We start from the raw sequence: 19,859 nt of genomic DNA, 5'->3' as shown, positions 1-19,859 counted from the left end.
TTTTTATCAACGATAATGAGCAAAAACCTTATTAGCTTCCGCCATTTTATGAGTATCATCTTTTTTCTTAACTGCTCCCCCAATTCCATTTGAAGCATCAATAATTTCATTTGCTAAACGATCAATCATACTTTTTTCATTACGTAATCTTGCATAATTAATTAATCATCTTAATTCTAACGTAACTTTACGATCTTCATTTACTTCAATTGGAACTTGGTAATTAGCTCCCCCAATTCGGCGAACTTTTAATTCTAAATGTGGCGTAATGTTTTCAATTGCTTTATTAAAAACTTCTAACGGTTCAGTCTTTGTTTTTTCTTTAACAATCTTAAATGCTCCATATAAAATTGTTTGAGCAACTCCTCTTTTCCCATCAATCATAATTTTATTAATTGCACGTGTTACTAATTTTGAACTATAAATTGGATCTGGTAAAACATCTCTTTTCTCTGCTTGGCGTTTACGCATCGTAATAATCCTCCTTTTTGTTTAATTAAGCTTTTGCAGCTTTTGGTCTTTTTGTTCCATATAGTGATCTTCCTTGTTGGCGGTTATTAACTCCAGCAGTATCTAAAGTACCACGAATAATATGGTAACGAACCCCTGGTAAGTCTTTAACCCTTCCACCACGGATTAATACAACACTATGTTCTTGTAAGTTATGTCCTTCACCAGGAATATATGCTGTTACTTCCATTCCGTTTGTTAAACGAACACGAGCATATTTTCGTAACGCTGAGTTCGGTTTTTTTGGTGTCATTGTTGCAACCCTTGTACAAACACCTCTTTTTTGTGGTGCTGTAACATTAGTAGGTTTTTTTTGTAAAGAGTTTAGCCCTCTATTTAAAGCAGGAGCTTTTGTTTTTCACACTTTATCTTTACGTGGTTTACGCACTAATTGATTAATTGTTGGCATTAAGCTTTCTCCTTTCTGTTTCACATATCCGAGTGTATCAAAGAATACAATCCATACATAATATTACATAAAACAAAAAATTAAGTCAAGATTTATTCTAAATATTCCTAAGAAAAAAGACCTAATGGTCTTTTTAGTATTCTTCAGCTTTTGCTGCAATTCCAGCCGTAATAATATCTTTGGGATTTTTTAATCCTGTTCCCGCCGGAATTAAATGTCCTAACATAATGTTTTCTTTTAAACCTTCTAAACAATCAACTTTACCTTTAATAATCGCTTTAACCAATACTCGTGTTGTATCTTGGAATGACGCTGATGATAAGAATGACTCAGATTCTAATGGTGCTTTTTTAATTCCAAAAATAACATGTTTTGCTGTTGGCGGTTTTTTCATTGAACGAACAGCGTTAATTGTTTCATTACGATAGCGTTTAATTGTTACAATTTCTCCTGGTAATAATTCAGTATCACCAGCATCAATAATTTTAACTTTATTTAACATTTGTTTAATAATAATTTCAATATATTTATCAGAAATTTCAATTCCTTGTAAACGATAAACTCGTTGTACTTCTTTTAAAATATAATTATGAACATCTTCAATTTTGGCAACTTCTAATAATTCTTTAATATTAATTGAACCTTCCGTTAATTTTTGACCACGAGCAACTTTGTCACCAATTTTAACTCTTAAAACAGCATTATATTGCGTTTTATATTTTCGTTCATCACTATCTGATTTAACATAAATTGTATGAATTCCACTTTCATCACGAATATCAATAATTTTTCCATCAATTTCAGAAATAACTGCAATTGATCCTTTTGGTGTGGTTACATCTAATAATTCTTTAATCCGTGGTAGCCCTTGGGTAATATCAGCTCCCCCAGCAACACCACCAGTATGGAATGTTCGCATTGTTAACTGTGTTCCTGGTTCTCCAATTGATTGCGCAGCAATTGTTCCAACTGCCTCACCAATTTCAACTTCCATTCCTGTAGCAAGGTTTTTCCCATAACAACGTTGGCAAACACCTTTTTCTGCTTCACAAGTTAAAACAGAACGGATAATAACTTCCTTAATATCATTATCAACAATTTTTCGACTATCTTCTTCAGTCAATAATGTATTAGCAGTAATAACTTCACCATTTTTTAATTTAATATCTTTTAAATTATAGCGACCAACTAAACGGTCAAATAATGGCACAATAATGTTAGCATGTTTTTGCTCAATAATATCTGATACAACAAAACCACGACGAGCATTACAATCTTTCATTGTAATAATAATTTCTTGTGAAACATCAACTAATCGTCTTGTTAAATATCCCGAGTCGGCTGTTTTTAAAGCAACATCAGCCATCCCTTTTCGTGCCCCATGGGTTGAAATAAAGAATTCTGACACTGTTAAACCTTCACGGAACGAAGACTTAATTGGTAATTCAATAATGTCTCCTTTTGGATTATTCATTAACCCCCGCATCCCAACTAATTGGGTAAAGTTTGAAACATTTCCCCGTGCTCCTGAATCCGCCATCATAAAGATTGGATTTTTTGGGTCTTCACGTAAAACATGTTCTAATTCAGTTTGAATGTTATCTTTAACTTTTGATCATACACTAATAATGCGGTGTTGTTTTTCAGGGCTGGTCAACATTCCCATTTTAAAGTAATCATTAATTTCTTTTACCTTTTGATCTGCCGCTTTAAATTTTTCTTGTTTTTTATCGTAAACTTTAACATCGCCTGCTGATACTGTTACTCCTGATTTCCCTGAATATTTGAAACCAAGATTTTTCATGTTATCTAACATTTCAGCAGTCTTATTAGCTCCATATTGTTTAAAGTAGCGGTCAATAATATTTGATAAATCTTTTTTCTTAAATGGTGGATTAACTTTTCAACTCGCTAAATATTCGACTAAATTAACATTGTCTTTAATTAATGAGCGAGCAGGTAATGCTGTTAAATTTTCAACATTCGGTTCATTTAAGTATGGAAACTCTTCTTTAAAAATCTGATTAAAAATAATTTTTCCTGGGGTTGTAATAATATAATCTTTCATTTGTTCTGGCTTGAATTTTTTATTTACAAAACCAACAACAGGAATAGCAACTAAAGCATGTAAAACAACAGCTCCAGTTTCATATGCAATAACAGCTTCATTTAAATCTTTAAAGATTGTTCCTTCCCCTAATTGTCCTTTTTCTTCATATGTTAAATAATAATTCCCTAACACCATATCTTGGGTTGGTGTAACAATTGGTTTACCATCTTTTGGTCCTAAAATATTTTGACTTCCTAACATTAAACTTCGTGCTTCAGCAACTGCTTCTTCTGTAATTGGAACATGAACCGCCATTTGGTCACCATCAAAGTCAGCATTAAAAGCAGTTGTTACTAATGGATGTAATCTAATTGCTTTTCCTTTGACTAATTTTGGTTCAAATGCTTGAATTCCTAATCGATGTAACGTTGGCGCACGGTTTAATAACACTGGACGAGTCTTAATAACTTCTTCTAAAACTTCTCATACTTTATCATCTTGATTTAAAATTAATTTTTCCGCAACTTTAATATTTGCTGCTAAACCATCTTTAACTAATTTGCTAATAACAAACGGTTTAAATAATGTAATGGCCATATCACGTGGCAACCCACATTGATACATTTTTAAGTCAGGTCCAATTGCAATAACTGACCGTCCTGAATAGTCAACTCGTTTTCCTAATAAGTTTTGACGGAAACGACCTTGTTTTCCTTTTAAAATACTTGTTAATGATTTTAATGGTCGCTTATCTTTTCCCGTTACTGGTCGTGCCTTACGTTCATTATCTAATAAAGCATCAACAGCTTCTTGTAGCATCCTTTTTTCATTATTAACAATAACACTTGGTGCTCCCATTGCTTTAACTTTTTTTAATCGTTCATTTCGAATAATAATTCGACGATATAAATCATTAATTTCTGATGTTGTAAAACGACCACCATCTAATTGAATAATTGGACGAATATCTGGTGGAATGACTGGCACTGCTCGTAAAATCATTCATTCTGGTCGTGAACCTGATTTTTTTAATGAATCTAAAACTTCTAAACGTTTCATTAATTTATTTTGATCTAATTGTGTTTTTTTATCTTTTAAATCTTGCTTAATTTTTTCAATTTCATCATCAATGTTTAGATTTTTTAATAATACTTCAACAGCTTCTGCTCCAATTCCAAATCGTGCATTAGTATGACGATTAATGAACTGAGCACATTCATCCATTGAAAATGGCAATGAAGTATTTTTTAAATCTTCAATCATTGTTTCTCCCACTTCATAAGCAATTGTGTTAGGTTCTAGTGTATCTAAAATTTCACGCAATGTCTTTGTTAATCGTTGACGTGTTTGTGCTGATGTTTTAGCATTTCCTAAATCTAATACCATTTTTTGTTTCAATGATTTTGCATCACCAGCATCTAATACAATATATGAAACAAAGTAAACAACTTCTTCAAGTTCTTTTGTTTTCATATCTAAAATTAAAGCAATTCGACTAGGTGCTGCTTTTAACATTCAAATATGTGTTACTGGTTCTTCTAATTCAATATGTCCCATTCGTTCACGACGAACAATCGCTTCAGTAATTTCTACTCCACAACGTTCACAAATTTTTCCCTTATTTTTTGATTTTTTGTACTTCCCACAAGCACATTCAAAATTTTTGGTTGGACCAAAAATCTTTTCATCAAATAATCCATCGCGTTCTGGTTTTAATGTTTTATAATTAATTGTTTCTGGTTTTTTTACTTCCCCATATGATCAACTACGAATATCATCAGGGTTTGCTAAGCCGATTTTAATCATACGATTATTTTTTTCATTATTTTCAATCATTTTTTCTTCCCCCTTAATCTAATTCATCTTGATCATTAATTTCATCAAGTTCATCATCAATGTCATCTAACTCATCATCGTCTAAATTATCTACCAAGTCAAAACTATCTTCAACTTTAACAAATTCATCTAAATTATCATTTTTTTGTGGCTCACGATTAGTACTTAAAATAAAGTTATCAATATCAAATTCATCTTCAAATTCATCACTATCTGTTAATAAGTCTTCATCAACATAATCTGTCTCATCATAACTCTTAATATTTTTAATGTTTCCTTTTTCGTCAATCATATGAATATTAAATCCTAACCCTTGAATTTCACGAGTTAGCACATTAAATGATTCTGGAATTCCTGGTTCTGAAATCTTTTTATCTTTCACAATTGATTCATAAGCACGTGTTCTTCCTTTAATATCATCAGACTTAATTGTTAAAATTTCACGTAATGTATGAGCTGCACCATAAGCTTCTAACGCTCATACTTCCATTTCTCCAAAACGTTGTCCCCCATTTTGGGCTTTTCCTCCTAATGGTTGTTGTGTAATTAATGAATATGGTCCAACATTTCTTGCATGTAATTTATCATCAACCATGTGTGATAATTTCAACATATACATTACTCCTACCGAAACTGGATTATCAAATTTTTCACCTGTTCGACCGTCAATTAAAACTTCTTTCCCAAAGTTTTTCATTCCTGCTTTATCCATAATTTCAATTAATTCTTCATTTGTCATTCCATCAAAAACAGGAGTTGAAATTTTTTGTCCCAACTTTTTCGCTGCCATTCCCAAATGAATTTCTAACACCTGTCCAATATTCATTCGTGATGGTACCCCTAATGGATTTAACATAATATCAATTGGTGTTCCATCTTCCATATGTGGCATATCTTCCAACGGTAAAATTTTCGAAATAACCCCTTTGTTACCATGACGACCAGCAATTTTATCTCCTTCTTGGATTTTTCGTTTTTGAACAATATAAACTTTAATAACTTCTAAAACATCAGCTGATAATTCATATTTTTCTCGTGGAAAGCGTTTAATTGCTTGGATAATTCCTTCACCACCATTTGGAACTCGTAATGAATTATCTTTAACATTTTTTGATTTTTCACCAAAAATTGCTTGTAATAATTTATCTTCTGGTGATAATTGGGTTTGTCCTTTTGGTGTTACTTTTCCAACTAAAATATCACCGGGTTTAACTTCTGTCCCAATAATAACTAATCCATCATCATCTAAAAATTTTCGTGCATTTTCAGAAATATTCGGAATCTCACGAGTAATCTCTTCTGGACCTTGTTTTGTTTGACGACGTTCAATTGTATATTCTTCAATATGAATTGATGTAAAAACATCTTCGGATACTAACCGTTCTGAAACAATAATTGCATCTTCATAGTTGTAACCATTTCATGTTGTAAAAGCAACTACTACATTTTGTCCTAATGCTAGTTCTCCTTTATCAATTGATGGTCCATCAGCTAAAACTTGTCCTTTTTCAATTTTTTGTCCTTGACGTACTAATGGGACATGAGTTAATGATGTTCCTTGGTTACTACGAACAAAAGTGTCTAAATTATAATTTTTTAACCCTTCTTTTGTTTTTAAAACAATTCTTGTTGCATCAACAAAATCAACACTTCCATCATATTGTGAAACAATTGCTAATCCCGAGTCACGAGCAGCAGCATATTCAACTCCTGTTCCTATATATGGTGAATTTGGCGCAATTAAAGGAATTGCTTGTCGTTGCATATTAGCACCCATTAAAGCACGATTGGCATCATCATTTTCTAAAAATGGAATACAACTTGTTGCAATTGAAACAATTTGTTTTGGTGAAACATCAACATAGTCAACATCGTTTCGTCAAGCAATAATATTTTCTCCTTGGAAACGTGCAACCACTTGTTCATCTAAAATTTCACCCTTATCACTTAAACGAATATTAGCTTGTGCAACAACATAATTTTTTTCTTCATCAGCTGTTAAATAATCATTTTCCATTGTAACTTTGCAACCAATAACACGACGATATGGTGTTTCAATAAATCCATATGAATTAATTTTGGCATATGTTGCTAAGTTATTAATTAACCCAATATTAGGCCCTTCTGGGGTCTCAATTGGACAAATACGACCATAATGTGAGTAGTGAACATCTCGGACCTCTAACCCAGCACGTTCTCTTGATAATCCTCCTGGTCCTAGGGCTGTTAATCGACGTTTATTTGTTAATTCAGCTAAAGGATTTGTCTGATCCATAAATTGTGATAATTGTGATAAATTGAAAAATTCACCAATAATTGCTGATAATGGCTTATTATTAATAATATTTGAAGGTTTTATTTTAAATAAATTTGAAGTTGACATTTTTTCTTTAACATTTTTTTCAATTCTTAGTAAACCAATTCGAAATTGATTTTGTAATAATTCCCCAATTGTTCGAACACGACGATTTCCTAAGTGGTCAATATCATCAACTTCCCCAATTCCATCTGTTAAATTTAATAAATATGAAAATGTCGCCAAAACATCAGGAACTGTTACATATTCATCAGTTGCATTAGGATCAATTCCAATAATATTCGCTACACGTGAACGAACTTCATTATCAACATACACTTTAATTTTTTGGATTTTATTAGAACAAATAATTTCATCACTAAATTTAACTTCTTGTAAACAAGCTCCTACTTTTAAAATTCCTTTTAATTTGTTAATAGCTTCTTTATTCATTAACGTTCCCTCGATAAAAACAACTTTACCATTTACATCTTTAATGTCTTCAGCTAATATTTTGTTATAAATTCGATTTTCAACTGATAATTTTTGAATTAATTTAAAACGTCCTGCTTTGGTTAAATCATACTTACGTTTATCAAATAATAATCCATATAAATATTTTGTCGCACCATCTGGAGTTGCTGTTTCTCCTGAACGAATTTTTTTATAAATTTCTTGAACAGCAATACTTTGGTCATATGAAATATCACCTGTGTATGGATCTAATTCATAGGTGCTTTTTACTAATTTATTATCGCTAAAAATTTCTAGAGCATCTTCTTTAATAAATCCTAACGCCGTTAAGAAATTAGCAACCGATACTTTTCTAGATTTATCTATTTTTACATAAAAAACATTCTCAAATTTTTCTTCTTTTCCAACTTTAATTTTTTTATGATCTGATTCAAACTCTAACCATGTCCCTCGTGATGGAATTAAATCAACATAGTAAACATTTTCTCCATTTTTACGATTTAAATCAATTTTATAATATGCTCCTGGTGAACGAACTAATTGTGAAACAACGACTTTTTCTGAACCATTAACAATAAAAGTTCCTTTTCCTGTCATTAGTGGAAAATCACCAAAAAAGACTTCGCCTTCTTTTTCAATTGTAATATCAATAATTAGTTTATCATCTAATCTTTCTTTAATTGTTACTGTACATGTTGCTGTTTCATCGCCAGAATGAATATCATAATAAATAACATCAGTTGATTTTTTTAAAATTGTAATCATATGCCCAACACGTTCTTCAATTCACGCTTTAATTAATTCGGGTTCTCCCTTAACAATTGCTTTTTCAACTTCTAAATCTTTTGAATTAATTGTTAATTTTAAATTTGAATAAATTGGTGCTTCAAAGATTTTTGACTCATCTTTTGCTTGAGAAATTGTTCTTCGTGGCTCTCTAAATTCTCAATCTAACATCTCTAAAACGATATTTCCTTCATGTCCAACAATCGGAAATACCTCCCCGAACACTTCGTTAATCCCTGTTTTCTTGAATCAATCATATGTTTCAGTTTGAATTTCAATTAAGTTTGGTAAATCTAAATTCCCACTTACTTTTGTGTAATCAATTCTTTTAGCGTAATGCCCAAATTCTTTTTCTTTTAATGCCATTAATTATTAACCTCACTTTTCACAATATACGCTTATAAATTTTATATTGGTTTGACACAAAAGTCAATTCTTTTTATTAAAAGTTGTAAAACTAAATTACTTATCAATTAAAATTCATGCTCATCATCCATGAGTAACATCAATATCGTCACCATTTGAACCGTAGGCTACATAGAAAATTGAATTTGTTCGATTTAAACCAAATGTAAATGCTAAACAAAATGAACCTCAATAATAATTGAAGACAATTCGATTTCGAACGGTTTCATTATTATTATTATTTCCAACTCAAACGGCTTTATCTTTGACCAAATTATAAGCATTAAATAACTTAAGATCAGGTAAATTCTCTACATTTGAACTTTGTTTAAAATTACTTAATAATTCTTTAAAAATTGCATTAGCATTATGTGTATTTCTTTTAAATTTATTAAATAACTTTTCACCAACATGAAATACACTAATATGCTTAAAATTAATTTCATCTTTAAAAGTTGAAACTCGTTTTTTAATTTCAACTTGATAATATTTATGAAACGCAACAATTATTTTTCCAAAATTTATTAATTTAATATCTAAACCTTGACGACTAATTAAAATATTACTTTCAAAATTTTTACCATCGATTTTTAATGTTCCAGCTAATGGTAAACCATATAGTGAAATAAAATTTAAATTAACACATAATTTAGCTAACATCATATGATTATCACTGACATTAAAAATAGGTAAACTTTTTTTTATAAGCTGTAACAAAATTTTCAGCTGTTAAGCCCGATGGATTTATTCCCTCTCCTGCCCATAAGGCTGGTTGATAATTACCAATGTCAGCTGTTTCAAGTAATTGTCCTGAATTTTCAGCTGTTACCGTTCCTAAAATTAAGCGCATTAAAGATTTATTACCAGTTTTATCAAAAGCAATTGCCGCACGAATTTCTTGGTTAATTACATTATTTTTCTTAATTTTTTCATTAAATTGTTGAATAAAAATTTTATCTAATGGTTTAACATTAGTATTATAATTAATTTCAAAATCATCATAAATTGATTTGAATTCATTGTTTTGATCAATTATGACATTTTCATAATTACTTAAAAAAGTTAATTAAATATTTTTTGATTTTTGCAATTGATTTTTCTAAAATTTTTTTAATTTCATCTGGTTCATTTGTAATAACATAAGTAACTGTAAATGGGCGCATTTGTCTTAAGGATTTAAAACTTAAATCTAACATAAATTCATACTGAATTTGAACTGCCCGAACACCAGTCGTTGTAGTATTAGTTAATTTATTAATTTTATCTAAATCAACATAAGTTAAAGTAAATTTATCTGCTTCTTCAAGGTGATACAATGGTTTTTTCTTTAAAGTATTAAAATAATTTGGATATGTTTCACTAATTTTAACATTTAATTTCTTAAATATTTCTTTACATTCATTTTGAAATTTTTTTAATCCTAAATTAATCTGCGTATTTGAACGGTCAAGAACAACCAACTGGTTACGTTGATTAACTAAATCATAAAATTGATTTGATTCTGGAAATTCGTTTGAATTTTTAATATTTCCATTGCTATCATAATTTATTATCTCATTACTAACATCACTGGCAATTTTCATTCAAATTAACATCTCATTTTGTAAATTTGAATTAGTATAATTAGTATCACGATATTTTATCATTCGACAACTTGTAATTTTACTAGTTATCCCAGTGGTAAATAATCCGACAACACTAAAAATAATGAATAGTTTTTTCATAAATAGTTTTTTCCCTTATTTTTTACAGAATATATCCTCAGAATACATTAATTATAGAAAAAAAATAAGAAAATGTAAATAAAAACAACCGATATCGGTTGTTTTTATCGTAATGACTTATCAAATGGAATTCCTGATGCTTTTGGTACTTTTGAATTTTTTGAGAAAATAACCATTGTTATTAATGCAAAGACAAATGGTAAAATTTTTAATAACTGATTTGATGGATCAGCAATATTTCAACCTACAAAACGTCATAATATTCCTGCTAAAGCAATTAAAAAGCTGAATAAGACTGCTCCCAATGTAATATATTGAATTCGTCATTGCCCAAAAATCATAATTGCCAAGGCAATATATCCTTGTCCTTGGACGTCACCACGAAATTGCCCAGAAACATAATGAGTGAACATTGCCCCTGCTAGGCCTGCTAAGCATCCAGAAATAATAACTGCCTTATATCTTGTTTTAATTACATTAATTCCAGCTGCATCAACTGCATTAGGATTCTCACCACATCCAACATAGCGTAGTCCTGTTTTTGTAAATCTAAAGAAAATAAAGGTAAAACCTGCTAAAACAATTGCAATAATTAAGAAAATATTAATAATTTGATATGAATCAATCCCAATTGTACTAAAACCTGTTTGAATCATATTTCCAGCCGCTAAGGATGGAATGCTTACAAAAAATAATCCGATTCCAGTTGCTAATAAATTTAACGCTGTTCCAGAAATTACTTGTTGTGCTTTTAAAGTAATTGAAGCAAAACCATGTAATAAGGCAAAAGTCCCACCACAAATTGTGGCAATTAATAAAGCAATAATTTGCATTCCATTACCATATTGTGATAATACTTTACCAAGTAACGCATAAACTAACGCACCAATAATCATAATTCCATCAATAGCAATATTAACAACTCCTGCGCGTTCTGAATACAAACCAGCCATTGCCGCAATTAACAATACTGCAAAAAGAATTGAACCATTAGCAAATAATTGTGAAACTGCTTCCATTATTTTTTTCCTCCTTTTTGCATTTGATAAGCGGCATTTTGACGATGATATTTTGCTTTTAAAATTTTATTATCTTCTGAAACAACTTTTCGAATATGTTTTAATTTTTGATTTAATTCCTTTTTCCACTGTGGCATCTCTCTTTTATGTTTTTTGCGCATAGCTTGATATTCAAGATTAAATTGTTGTTTCATCTCTTTTAATTGCAGTTTTAAATTTTGTTTTAACACAACCACTTCCTGTTGAATCTTAACATCTGCTTTTACTTGACGATTAATTATTCTTAATTCCCGTTTAATTTTTTTCTTACTTTGATAATTTGCTATTTTAAATTGATACATTTCACGACGTTGTTGGCGTTTTAATGCTTTAATTTCTTGATTTAATTTTTTAGTAATCAGTGCTTCTTCTTTTTGCAATCTTTTAAAATCATTTCCATATTTTTGTTGAATTTGATTAAAAATAGGATAATAACTTTCACGTAATTTTTTAATAGCTTCCTCTTGCTTTAAAACTAAATCACCATATTGCGACTGTAAATGTGATAATTTAGCATATAATTCTTTTTTCGGAAAATTATAAAACTGTGATAATTCTTGTTTTACTTGCCCTTTTACTTTTCATACGGCTTGATAATAATTATTTTTTAAAAAACTAATTTCTTGTTTTTTTAATAAATATTCATTTTTCACTTGTACAAAATGGTCTAATGCGGAACCAAGGGCAATAAATGTTGCTAATTTATATTTTGTTTTAAGACCACGTTGCCTAATTTTTGTTGCTTCCTTATATTTTAAATTTTCAAAAAAACGAATTTCTGTTTTTAAAGTGGTAATTTTCCCGGCATATAACGTTAATTGATCATTAATTTCATTCCGATATGCTTTAATTTCTTCTTTAGTTCCTTCTTTTTTTAATTCTTGCATTTTAATTCGATATATTTTATTCGTATTTTTAATTTGTTTTTGATAGTCCTTAATTTGTTTTTGATATTTATTATATTCTTGCTTTCATTCTACATTGTGTTGAATATTTCATCAACGACGCAATCAAAAGATCGGTTTAAAGTAAATAAATAATGTAGAAATTGCAGACATATAAATAATGATTCCGAAAATCAATTGTCCCATTTGTTTTGACATTTGAAAATCAGGTAATTGCGTTGCTTGCAAAGCAGCTGTTTTAATAATTCCTCATAATAAAGCAATTGGTAAAATAGCAAACCCATTTGTAAAAGCAACTAATGCAACAGCAATTGCATCAAAACCGACAACTGGTAATGCATCAGTTGTAAATTGTAATACTGTTGATTGTGTCATATAATATAACATTCCTAACACGCCCGCTAAAGCACCTGATAATGCCATTGAAACAATAGTATATGCTTTAACATTTGTTCCAGCGTATAAAGAAGCATTTTTTGATTTTCCAACCGCTTTAATTCGAAAACCTAAAACAGTATAATTCATAATAAAAATAATTATTCCTAATAATAACATTGCAATAATAAATGGAATAATTCATAATTGCCCATTCAATACTAAATTAAAATTTGGAGCTGTTTTAACAATATCAATTGTTGAATTTTGATTTGAATTTCACATCCCATGCGTTGGATTCATAAACATTCATTTCATAACATACCAAACAATTCAATTTAACATAATTGTTGAAACAACTTCATGAATATTAAAATAAGCTTTTAATGCTCCAACAATTGCTGCTAACATTGCACCAACAAGAATTGAAATAAATAAAGCTCCAATTACGCCAGCTCCTTGACTAATTGTGGGGTTCTTTAAACCTAAAACAATTGTCATACTACCTGCTAATAACATTTGTCCAGGAACACCAATATTAAATAATCCAGCTTTAAAACCAACCGCAACAGCTAATCCCGCAACAATATAAATTGCTCAATAAGTTAATGTCGAATCTTTTAATAATGGGTGAAAAGCTAGTCGAAAAACATAACTAAAAAATAATAATGGATCTGATGCATTTGCACCGATAATAATAAAACTAAGCAGAACTCCTGCAATAATTGCAAAAATAGATGCCTTAAAATAGTTCATTTTAGTTTTAAATTCATTTGAACGAAAGAAAATTCTTGTTTTTTGTTTTAATAATCATCCATAATTTTTAATTTGTGTTTGCATTAATTTTTATTCCTTTCTTATGATATCTTCCTGCCATCATTAAACCAATTTCTTCACGTTTAATTTTATTGCCAGTAACTTCACCAGTAATGCGTCCATTATGTAAAACAACAATACGGTCAGCTAAACTCATAATTTCTTCTAATTCATATGAAACTAATAAGACTGCTTTCCCTTGTGCTTTTTCTTCCAAAATTTTATTATGAATATATTTAATTGCTCCAACATCTAAACCCCTTGTTGGTTGAACAACAACTAAAATATTATGTTGTCGTGATAGTTCTCGCCCAATAACTAATTTTTGCTGATTACCTCCTGATAAGCTGCGTGTAACAGCAAAACCAGAATTTGCATCTCGTACATCATATTTATTAACAATTTGTTGAGCATATAATTGAATTGCTCCTTTATCTAATAAACAATAATTTGAAAATGGTTTTTGATTAATATTTTGTAAAACAACATTATCAATTGCATTGAATTCTAAGATTAAACCATATTTATGACGATCTTCAGGAATATGAGACATTCCATTTTGATAGCGTTCATAAATACTTTTTTTGGTCACATTAATATCATTAAAAATTATTTCTCCAGAGGCTCCTTTTTCTAATCCGGTTAGAATATTTACTAATTCAGTCTGTCCATTTCCTTCTACTCCAGCAATTGCAACAATTTCTCCTGAATGAACGGTTAAATTAAAATCATCTAAAGCCATTAAACGCGTTAGGCCTCTTTTCTTTACTGATAAATTTTCAATTCTTAATAAAACTTCTTCTCGTGGTGCTTGCCCTGAATTTTTAATTTCAACTAAATTATGGCCAACCATTGCTTCAGCAATTTCTTTCTCATTTTTATCTTGCACATTAAAAGTTTCGACAACTTTTCCACGTCGAATAACTGTTGCCCGATCAGCAATTTTTTTCACTTCATCTAATTTATGGGAAATAAAAATAATTGTTTTCCCATCTTTTTTTAAATCTAACATAATATTTAATAAGCCTTCAATTTCTTGTGATGTTAAAACAGCTGTTGGTTCATCAAAAACTAAAATATCTGCTTCACGATATAAAATTTTTAAAATTTCAACTCGTTGTTGCATTCCAACTGAAATATTTGCAATTTTTGAACTAAAATCAACTTGCAAATTATATTTAATTGCAATTTGACTAATATCACGTGTTTCTTTTGAACGATCTAAAAATACTTTCCCTTTTAACTGTTCATATCCTAATGTAATGTTATCAAGTACAGTAAAAATATCAACTAATTTAAAATGTTGATGAACCATACCAATTCCTAATTGATTCGCTTTAATAGGATTATTAATATATTCTGGTTTTCCATTAATAAGGATTTCTCCCTTTGTTGGTTCATACAAACCAAATAAAATACTCATTAATATTGATTTTCCTGCTCCATTTTCGCCAATTAAAGCATGAATTTCACCTTTTTTTACTTTTAAGGTAATATCATCATTTGCAATTAAATCACCAAAGACCTTGGTAATATTATTCATTTCTATTGCATATTCATTATTGTTTTTCATATTATGTCCTTTCCTTCTATTGCAAAGCGGTTTCAATTGCATTTAAAATATAAGTTTTCAATGTATCACTATTTTGATAAGTATTTGCTAATGTTGTTGTAAATACTTTTGCTGCTACAGGAGGGACATCATCAATTCCTCGGGAATAAACATCTTGTAATACTTTAATAATTTTATCAAATGCTGTATCCTTTGTTAAATCATCAGTTTTATTATGAATAAAATTAACAGTATCTTCATTAATTGACTTTGTTGTTTCAATCCCTATCCAAGTTGGATAATGAATTGATGATTGATCAGTATTAATTCAACATTCCGGTGTCACATGATTATTGTCTCAAGTATTAGTATTAGATGAATAACCACATTTATCTGAATAAATATTATTGAGAGCTTCTTTAGTTGAAGTTGCAATTTCTTTTAAGGCACTTGTTACGATTATGTCTTCTCCATAAATTTTAGATTGTTCGGTATCAACACCAATAACTTTAGCTGGTGATTTATTATATTTAATTCGGCCAATAGTATCTTGGGTTTGCAAACCTGCAACAGGGAAAATAATACTTGCTCCACGAGAAAGTAATTCATCTGAAATATCTTTCCCATGTCCAATTTCAAATGATTGTGAAAATCATGATTCATTATTTTTTATAACATTTTGTACTTTTTCAATTTTTTGTAAATCAGTTACTGCTGGATTCATTTTTTTAACTTGTGCTAAAAGATCTGTTCTAATGTTAAATAAGTTTGGTAAATTGCTGTTACTAATGATTGCATTAAAAATATCAGCAGCCACTAAAAATCCTCACATATAATTTGAAACAGCGCTAGGATTATCCATTCCACCATATGTAGATATTTTTAAACCTAAAGGATATTTGCTTTGATTAGCATTTAATCATAATGCTGTTGCAATTCCTGCAAAAAATCCCGATGATTCAGCTTCATAATTTATTCCAACAACATTTGTTGCTAATGGTTTTTTGGGATCCATTCCTAAATGAATATTTTGGCTACTTCCATCAATATAAATTAAATTATCAACTATTTCTGCACCTCATCCAATGGTATTACCATGCACAAAACCTGGCAAAATTAATGTTTTTGCGCCAGAAATATATGCTGTTAAATAAGCTGTTTTAAGGTCAGATGGTGTTTGACTTGCTGGTTCATAATAATTAGCTCGATGGTGACTTTTTTTTCACTCTGATGGTAAAATTTCTTTATCCTTTTGTGAAATGACATATTTACTTGCTCCATCTCATGCTGATTCATTAAACGATGCATCGGTCACAATAAAAGCATCGGTAATAACTCAAATATTACTATCAAAATAATATTTTTTAGCACATGCAACAGGAAAAAGACTCGAACCATTTATCAAAGTTGCTGCTACAAAAACACTGAGCAATTTTCTCATTGTTTATTTCCTCCTTTTTATTACTAATAAATTATATTTTTTAATTAATTATTATTCGGCAATTGAATATTTCCTTTCATACTTAAATTACTATGTTTAATGCCCTAACAATGTAATATCTCATTGCCAATTTATTTTTAACATATTTTTAAATAAATGAAAAGAAAAAAACTACTTTCTAAATAAAAAAAGTTAAATTTAATCAACCTAAGTTTAACTTTTTTAATAAATTTATTTATAATATTAACCAATAAAATAATAATTTTTATTTGTTAATCTTTTTACAAAATGGACAATTTGTTTCAAATGGAATATCTTGTTTAGTATATTTAGAAATATTATGTAAATTAAGATGATTATAATCAGCAAATTGATTATTATTTGCCCTTATTTCTTCTTGAGATGAATTACTATTTTTAGTTCGATAATAATTGCCCAAACCATATGAACTTTCACTTGAGTTAGCAACACCATATGTGTTAGAATAACCTTTTTTATTATATAAATTATAACGTGTTGATACTAAGTTAATATCACTAATTTGAGGATAAAACTGATCAATTGGTACAACACCGTGATACTTAATATATTTTTTAGTTTCAACATCGTTAATTTTTTTTGCAAAATCTGCTGATTTTGCCTCTAACGATTCAACTTTTAAAGTTAAATTTTTTAAGTGATTTTGCACTTCTCCTAATGTTTTTGTGTGTGTTGTATGTAAGTTAATTGAATCCTTAATTAATTCTTCAATTCTTTCAAAACGATATTCAAAATCATTTGAAATAACTTGTTGTAATGGTGGTTCTTCTACAAATGGTGTTTCCTTAATTGGTTCTGGCTTTTCCTGATTAAAGTATTCAATTACTTCATCATCTAAATTTGAAAAATCACCATTCATAATTTTATCATCTAATTCATCTAAACTATACGATACTTCGTCTTTTAAAATTGGTCGAATTTCTGGTTGCAACGATTTATTTGTTTCATTTGTAACAACATCATGTAATAAATAACCTTGATGATCTTCTATTTTATTCTTATTTAATTCATCTGCGTTAACTTCTAATTGATTTGTTCCTTTAACATCTGTTGTAAATATTTCTGCAGGTACACTATCTTCTGTTTCTGTTAAAATAGTATTTTGTTTTTCATTCATTAAGATATTAAACATATCTGCTCCCACATTGTTTGGTTCTGTTGTATCTAGTGGTTCAGGAGTTAATTCTAAATTAATTGCATCATTTTTTATCTCATGCTCGGGTTTTACTTCATTAGTTCTTAAGATTTCATCTTCAACTAGCGTTGCCATATTATTTTCTATTTGTTCTACTGTTTGTTGTTCAACTGATAGGTCTGAAAGCTCATTGTTTTCAGAAGATTGTATTTCATCATCATAATTATCTTCATTTGCAACTGAATCAATTTCATCAAGATGCCCAACTTGTGAATCATCTAACCCGGCTAGTTCAGCAAAAGGGTAATCATAATTATCTGGTACATTATCTGTTTTTGTTTCTTCATCATCTGATGTTTTAATATCAGGTAATAATTCTTCTTTTAATTTATCAATATTATGATCAGATGGAATAAATATAATTCCTGTCCGTTGTGATTCTTGGTTTGCTAGTTTAATATTGTTGTTCATAATTTCTATCTCTTTTTTTGTTTTACCATTATCTACAACATTATTAAAAGTATTAATTTCTAAACTAATATTTTCTGATGATTCATTAATGTTTTCATTCAAGACATTATCAATTACATTATTATCTGTTGCTAAAATTTGATCATTAAGAAAATCAACTGTGGCTTGTGAATTATTACTAAATATTTCAGCAATACGCATTAATTTTAATTCATGCTCTGGTTCTAACTTTAATTTTCTTACTAATCCATTTGCTTGTTTAGCAAGAACATTATAAATTTTAGCTTTCTTTTTAATGAATTTAGGTTTTACTTCTGCTATTTCTACTTCTTCTTCTACCATTTGTTTAATATTAAGTGCTTGTTGATACATTTCACTTCATTTATTATAAAGTTTTTTTTGTTTTCTTGTCATTGGTTTCTCTGATGTTCATGATGAATTCAAAAATTCATCATCTAAAAAAGAAAAATTTGGTTTTTCATCTTCTGCTGCATTAAAATCAGCATTTTCGTTTACAGCGCTTGTTTTATCAGCAAAAATTTTAATATCAGCATTAAACTTATAATCAGCATTTGATTTTACATCCAAGAATGGAGCAGGAATTTCCTCAACTCGTTCATTTTGTGGAGCATCATTTGCTGAATTTTGATCTTCTAATTGGTCTGATTCCAAGTTTGATTTTTCTTGTTGCTTAACTTCATTAACAACTGGTGGTTTTGATAATTCTTTTGATTTACTTTGTTTTAAATCAGTTTCCGTTGTATTTGATTTTGTTTCAAAAACCGCTAGTTTCTGTGGATTTGTCATAGTTTGTGTCATATCATTAATTAAATTTGCTAATTCATGTTCATCAACATCATTTTTATTAGAATTAAATAAATTATTTAATTCATTTGATGAAAAAATCGAATTTGATTTTTGATAAGATAATTTTTTACTATCATCCTCTTTTGCGTAATCATTGTTTTTGAAATCTCTTTCGGTTTCTCCAATCCCTGCGATAGTCGCGTCAACTCCCAAAGTTGCGCTTCCATGATACTTTCCCTCTTTATTTACCTCTCTTTCAAGTTTTTTATCTTGGTGGTAAATAACAATCATATTTCGTTCTTCAACAAAATTTTGTAAAGACTCAACATCAAATAATGATGATTCAATAAACAATAAACCAATAAACATTAATGCTGCTAATATTAATACTGCTACTTTTCCATAAATTAATGCTGCAATAATTAATGTAACAAATATTATTTTAATATATGGTTTTGCAATTAATTGTCCTTTTTTAACACGATGCAGTTGAACTGATACTAGTGTAATAACTAATAATGCAACAAAAATTGTTAAAGCAATAATTGTGTATCATCAAATATCTCCTGTCAAATAACTTAAAATTTGTTCTTGTTTAAAAATTGATGTTTGAAAAATATCATTCATTGAATTTAAAATTGATGGAAGCGCAACAGATTGTATTATCAAAAAGTTTAAAATAGCAGTAAAAATTTGAACTATCGCTCCAATTATAATTAAACTTCACCCTAATGTTACTAAAAACACAAACATTTTAATTATCCTCCTCT

Annotated in this window: 12 protein-coding genes; all 12 read right to left on the bottom strand. The window is 29.0% G+C overall.

Features of this window, described 5'->3' with window-relative positions; all coding sequences use genetic code 4:
* Positions 1 to 3: 3 nt before the first annotated feature.
* Positions 4 to 471 (bottom strand): 30S ribosomal protein S7, encoded by a 468-nt coding sequence (rpsG, locus tag ABNT63_RS01020; protein ID WP_348736038.1) that lies wholly within the window; start codon positions 469 to 471, stop codon positions 4 to 6.
* A 25-nt stretch (positions 472 to 496) separates the two neighbouring features.
* A complete protein-coding gene (rpsL, locus tag ABNT63_RS01015; RefSeq protein WP_126820749.1) occupies positions 497 to 919 on the bottom strand; it encodes a 30S ribosomal protein S12 in 423 nt (140 codons plus the stop codon).
* Positions 920 to 1,052: 133 nt separating this feature from the next.
* Positions 1,053 to 4,805 carry a DNA-directed RNA polymerase subunit beta' gene (rpoC, locus tag ABNT63_RS01010; RefSeq protein ID WP_348736037.1) on the bottom strand — a complete coding sequence of 1,251 codons (3,753 nt, stop codon included), beginning with the start codon at positions 4,803 to 4,805 and terminating at the stop codon, positions 1,053 to 1,055.
* Between the two features lie 13 nt (positions 4,806 to 4,818).
* Positions 4,819 to 8,727, bottom strand: a complete 3,909-nt coding sequence (locus tag ABNT63_RS01005; RefSeq protein WP_348736036.1) for a DNA-directed RNA polymerase subunit beta — start codon at positions 8,725 to 8,727, stop codon at positions 4,819 to 4,821.
* Positions 8,728 to 8,823: 96 nt separating this feature from the next.
* Complete coding sequence (locus ABNT63_RS01000; protein ID WP_348736035.1) at positions 8,824 to 9,426, bottom strand: hypothetical protein; 603 nt, start codon at positions 9,424 to 9,426, stop codon at positions 8,824 to 8,826.
* A 19-nt stretch (positions 9,427 to 9,445) separates the two neighbouring features.
* Complete coding sequence (locus tag ABNT63_RS00995; protein WP_348736034.1) at positions 9,446 to 9,616, bottom strand: hypothetical protein; 171 nt, start codon at positions 9,614 to 9,616, stop codon at positions 9,446 to 9,448.
* A 199-nt stretch (positions 9,617 to 9,815) separates the two neighbouring features.
* A complete protein-coding gene (locus ABNT63_RS00990) occupies positions 9,816 to 10,490 on the bottom strand; it encodes a hypothetical protein (RefSeq protein ID WP_348736033.1) in 675 nt (224 codons plus the stop codon).
* 104 nt (positions 10,491 to 10,594) lie between these two features.
* On the bottom strand, positions 10,595 to 11,509 hold the full coding sequence (locus tag ABNT63_RS00985; RefSeq protein ID WP_348736032.1) for an ABC transporter permease: 915 nt from the start codon (positions 11,507 to 11,509) through the stop codon (positions 10,595 to 10,597).
* Positions 11,509 to 13,668, bottom strand: a complete 2,160-nt coding sequence (locus ABNT63_RS00980; RefSeq protein ID WP_348736031.1) for an ABC transporter permease subunit — start codon at positions 13,666 to 13,668, stop codon at positions 11,509 to 11,511. Before ABNT63_RS00980 ends, ABNT63_RS00985 begins: the two co-directional genes overlap by 1 nt.
* A complete protein-coding gene (locus tag ABNT63_RS00975; protein WP_348736030.1) occupies positions 13,652 to 15,217 on the bottom strand; it encodes an ABC transporter ATP-binding protein in 1,566 nt (521 codons plus the stop codon). Before ABNT63_RS00975 ends, ABNT63_RS00980 begins: the two co-directional genes overlap by 17 nt.
* Positions 15,218 to 15,233: 16 nt before the next feature.
* Positions 15,234 to 16,637 (bottom strand): BMP family ABC transporter substrate-binding protein, encoded by a 1,404-nt coding sequence (locus ABNT63_RS00970; RefSeq protein ID WP_348736029.1) that lies wholly within the window; start codon positions 16,635 to 16,637, stop codon positions 15,234 to 15,236.
* Positions 16,638 to 16,902: 265 nt separating this feature from the next.
* Entirely contained in the window at positions 16,903 to 19,842 is a 2,940-nt protein-coding gene (locus ABNT63_RS00965) for a hypothetical protein (RefSeq protein WP_348736028.1), read from the bottom strand.
* Positions 19,843 to 19,859 lie beyond the last annotated feature (17 nt).

Source organism: Spiroplasma endosymbiont of Ammophila pubescens (genome assembly GCF_964020965.1).
GTDB lineage: Bacteria > Bacillota_I > Bacilli_A > Mycoplasmatales > Mycoplasmataceae > Spiroplasma.
Note: the sequence above shows the minus strand (reverse complement) of the source record. Positions and strands in the feature narration are given on the sequence as shown.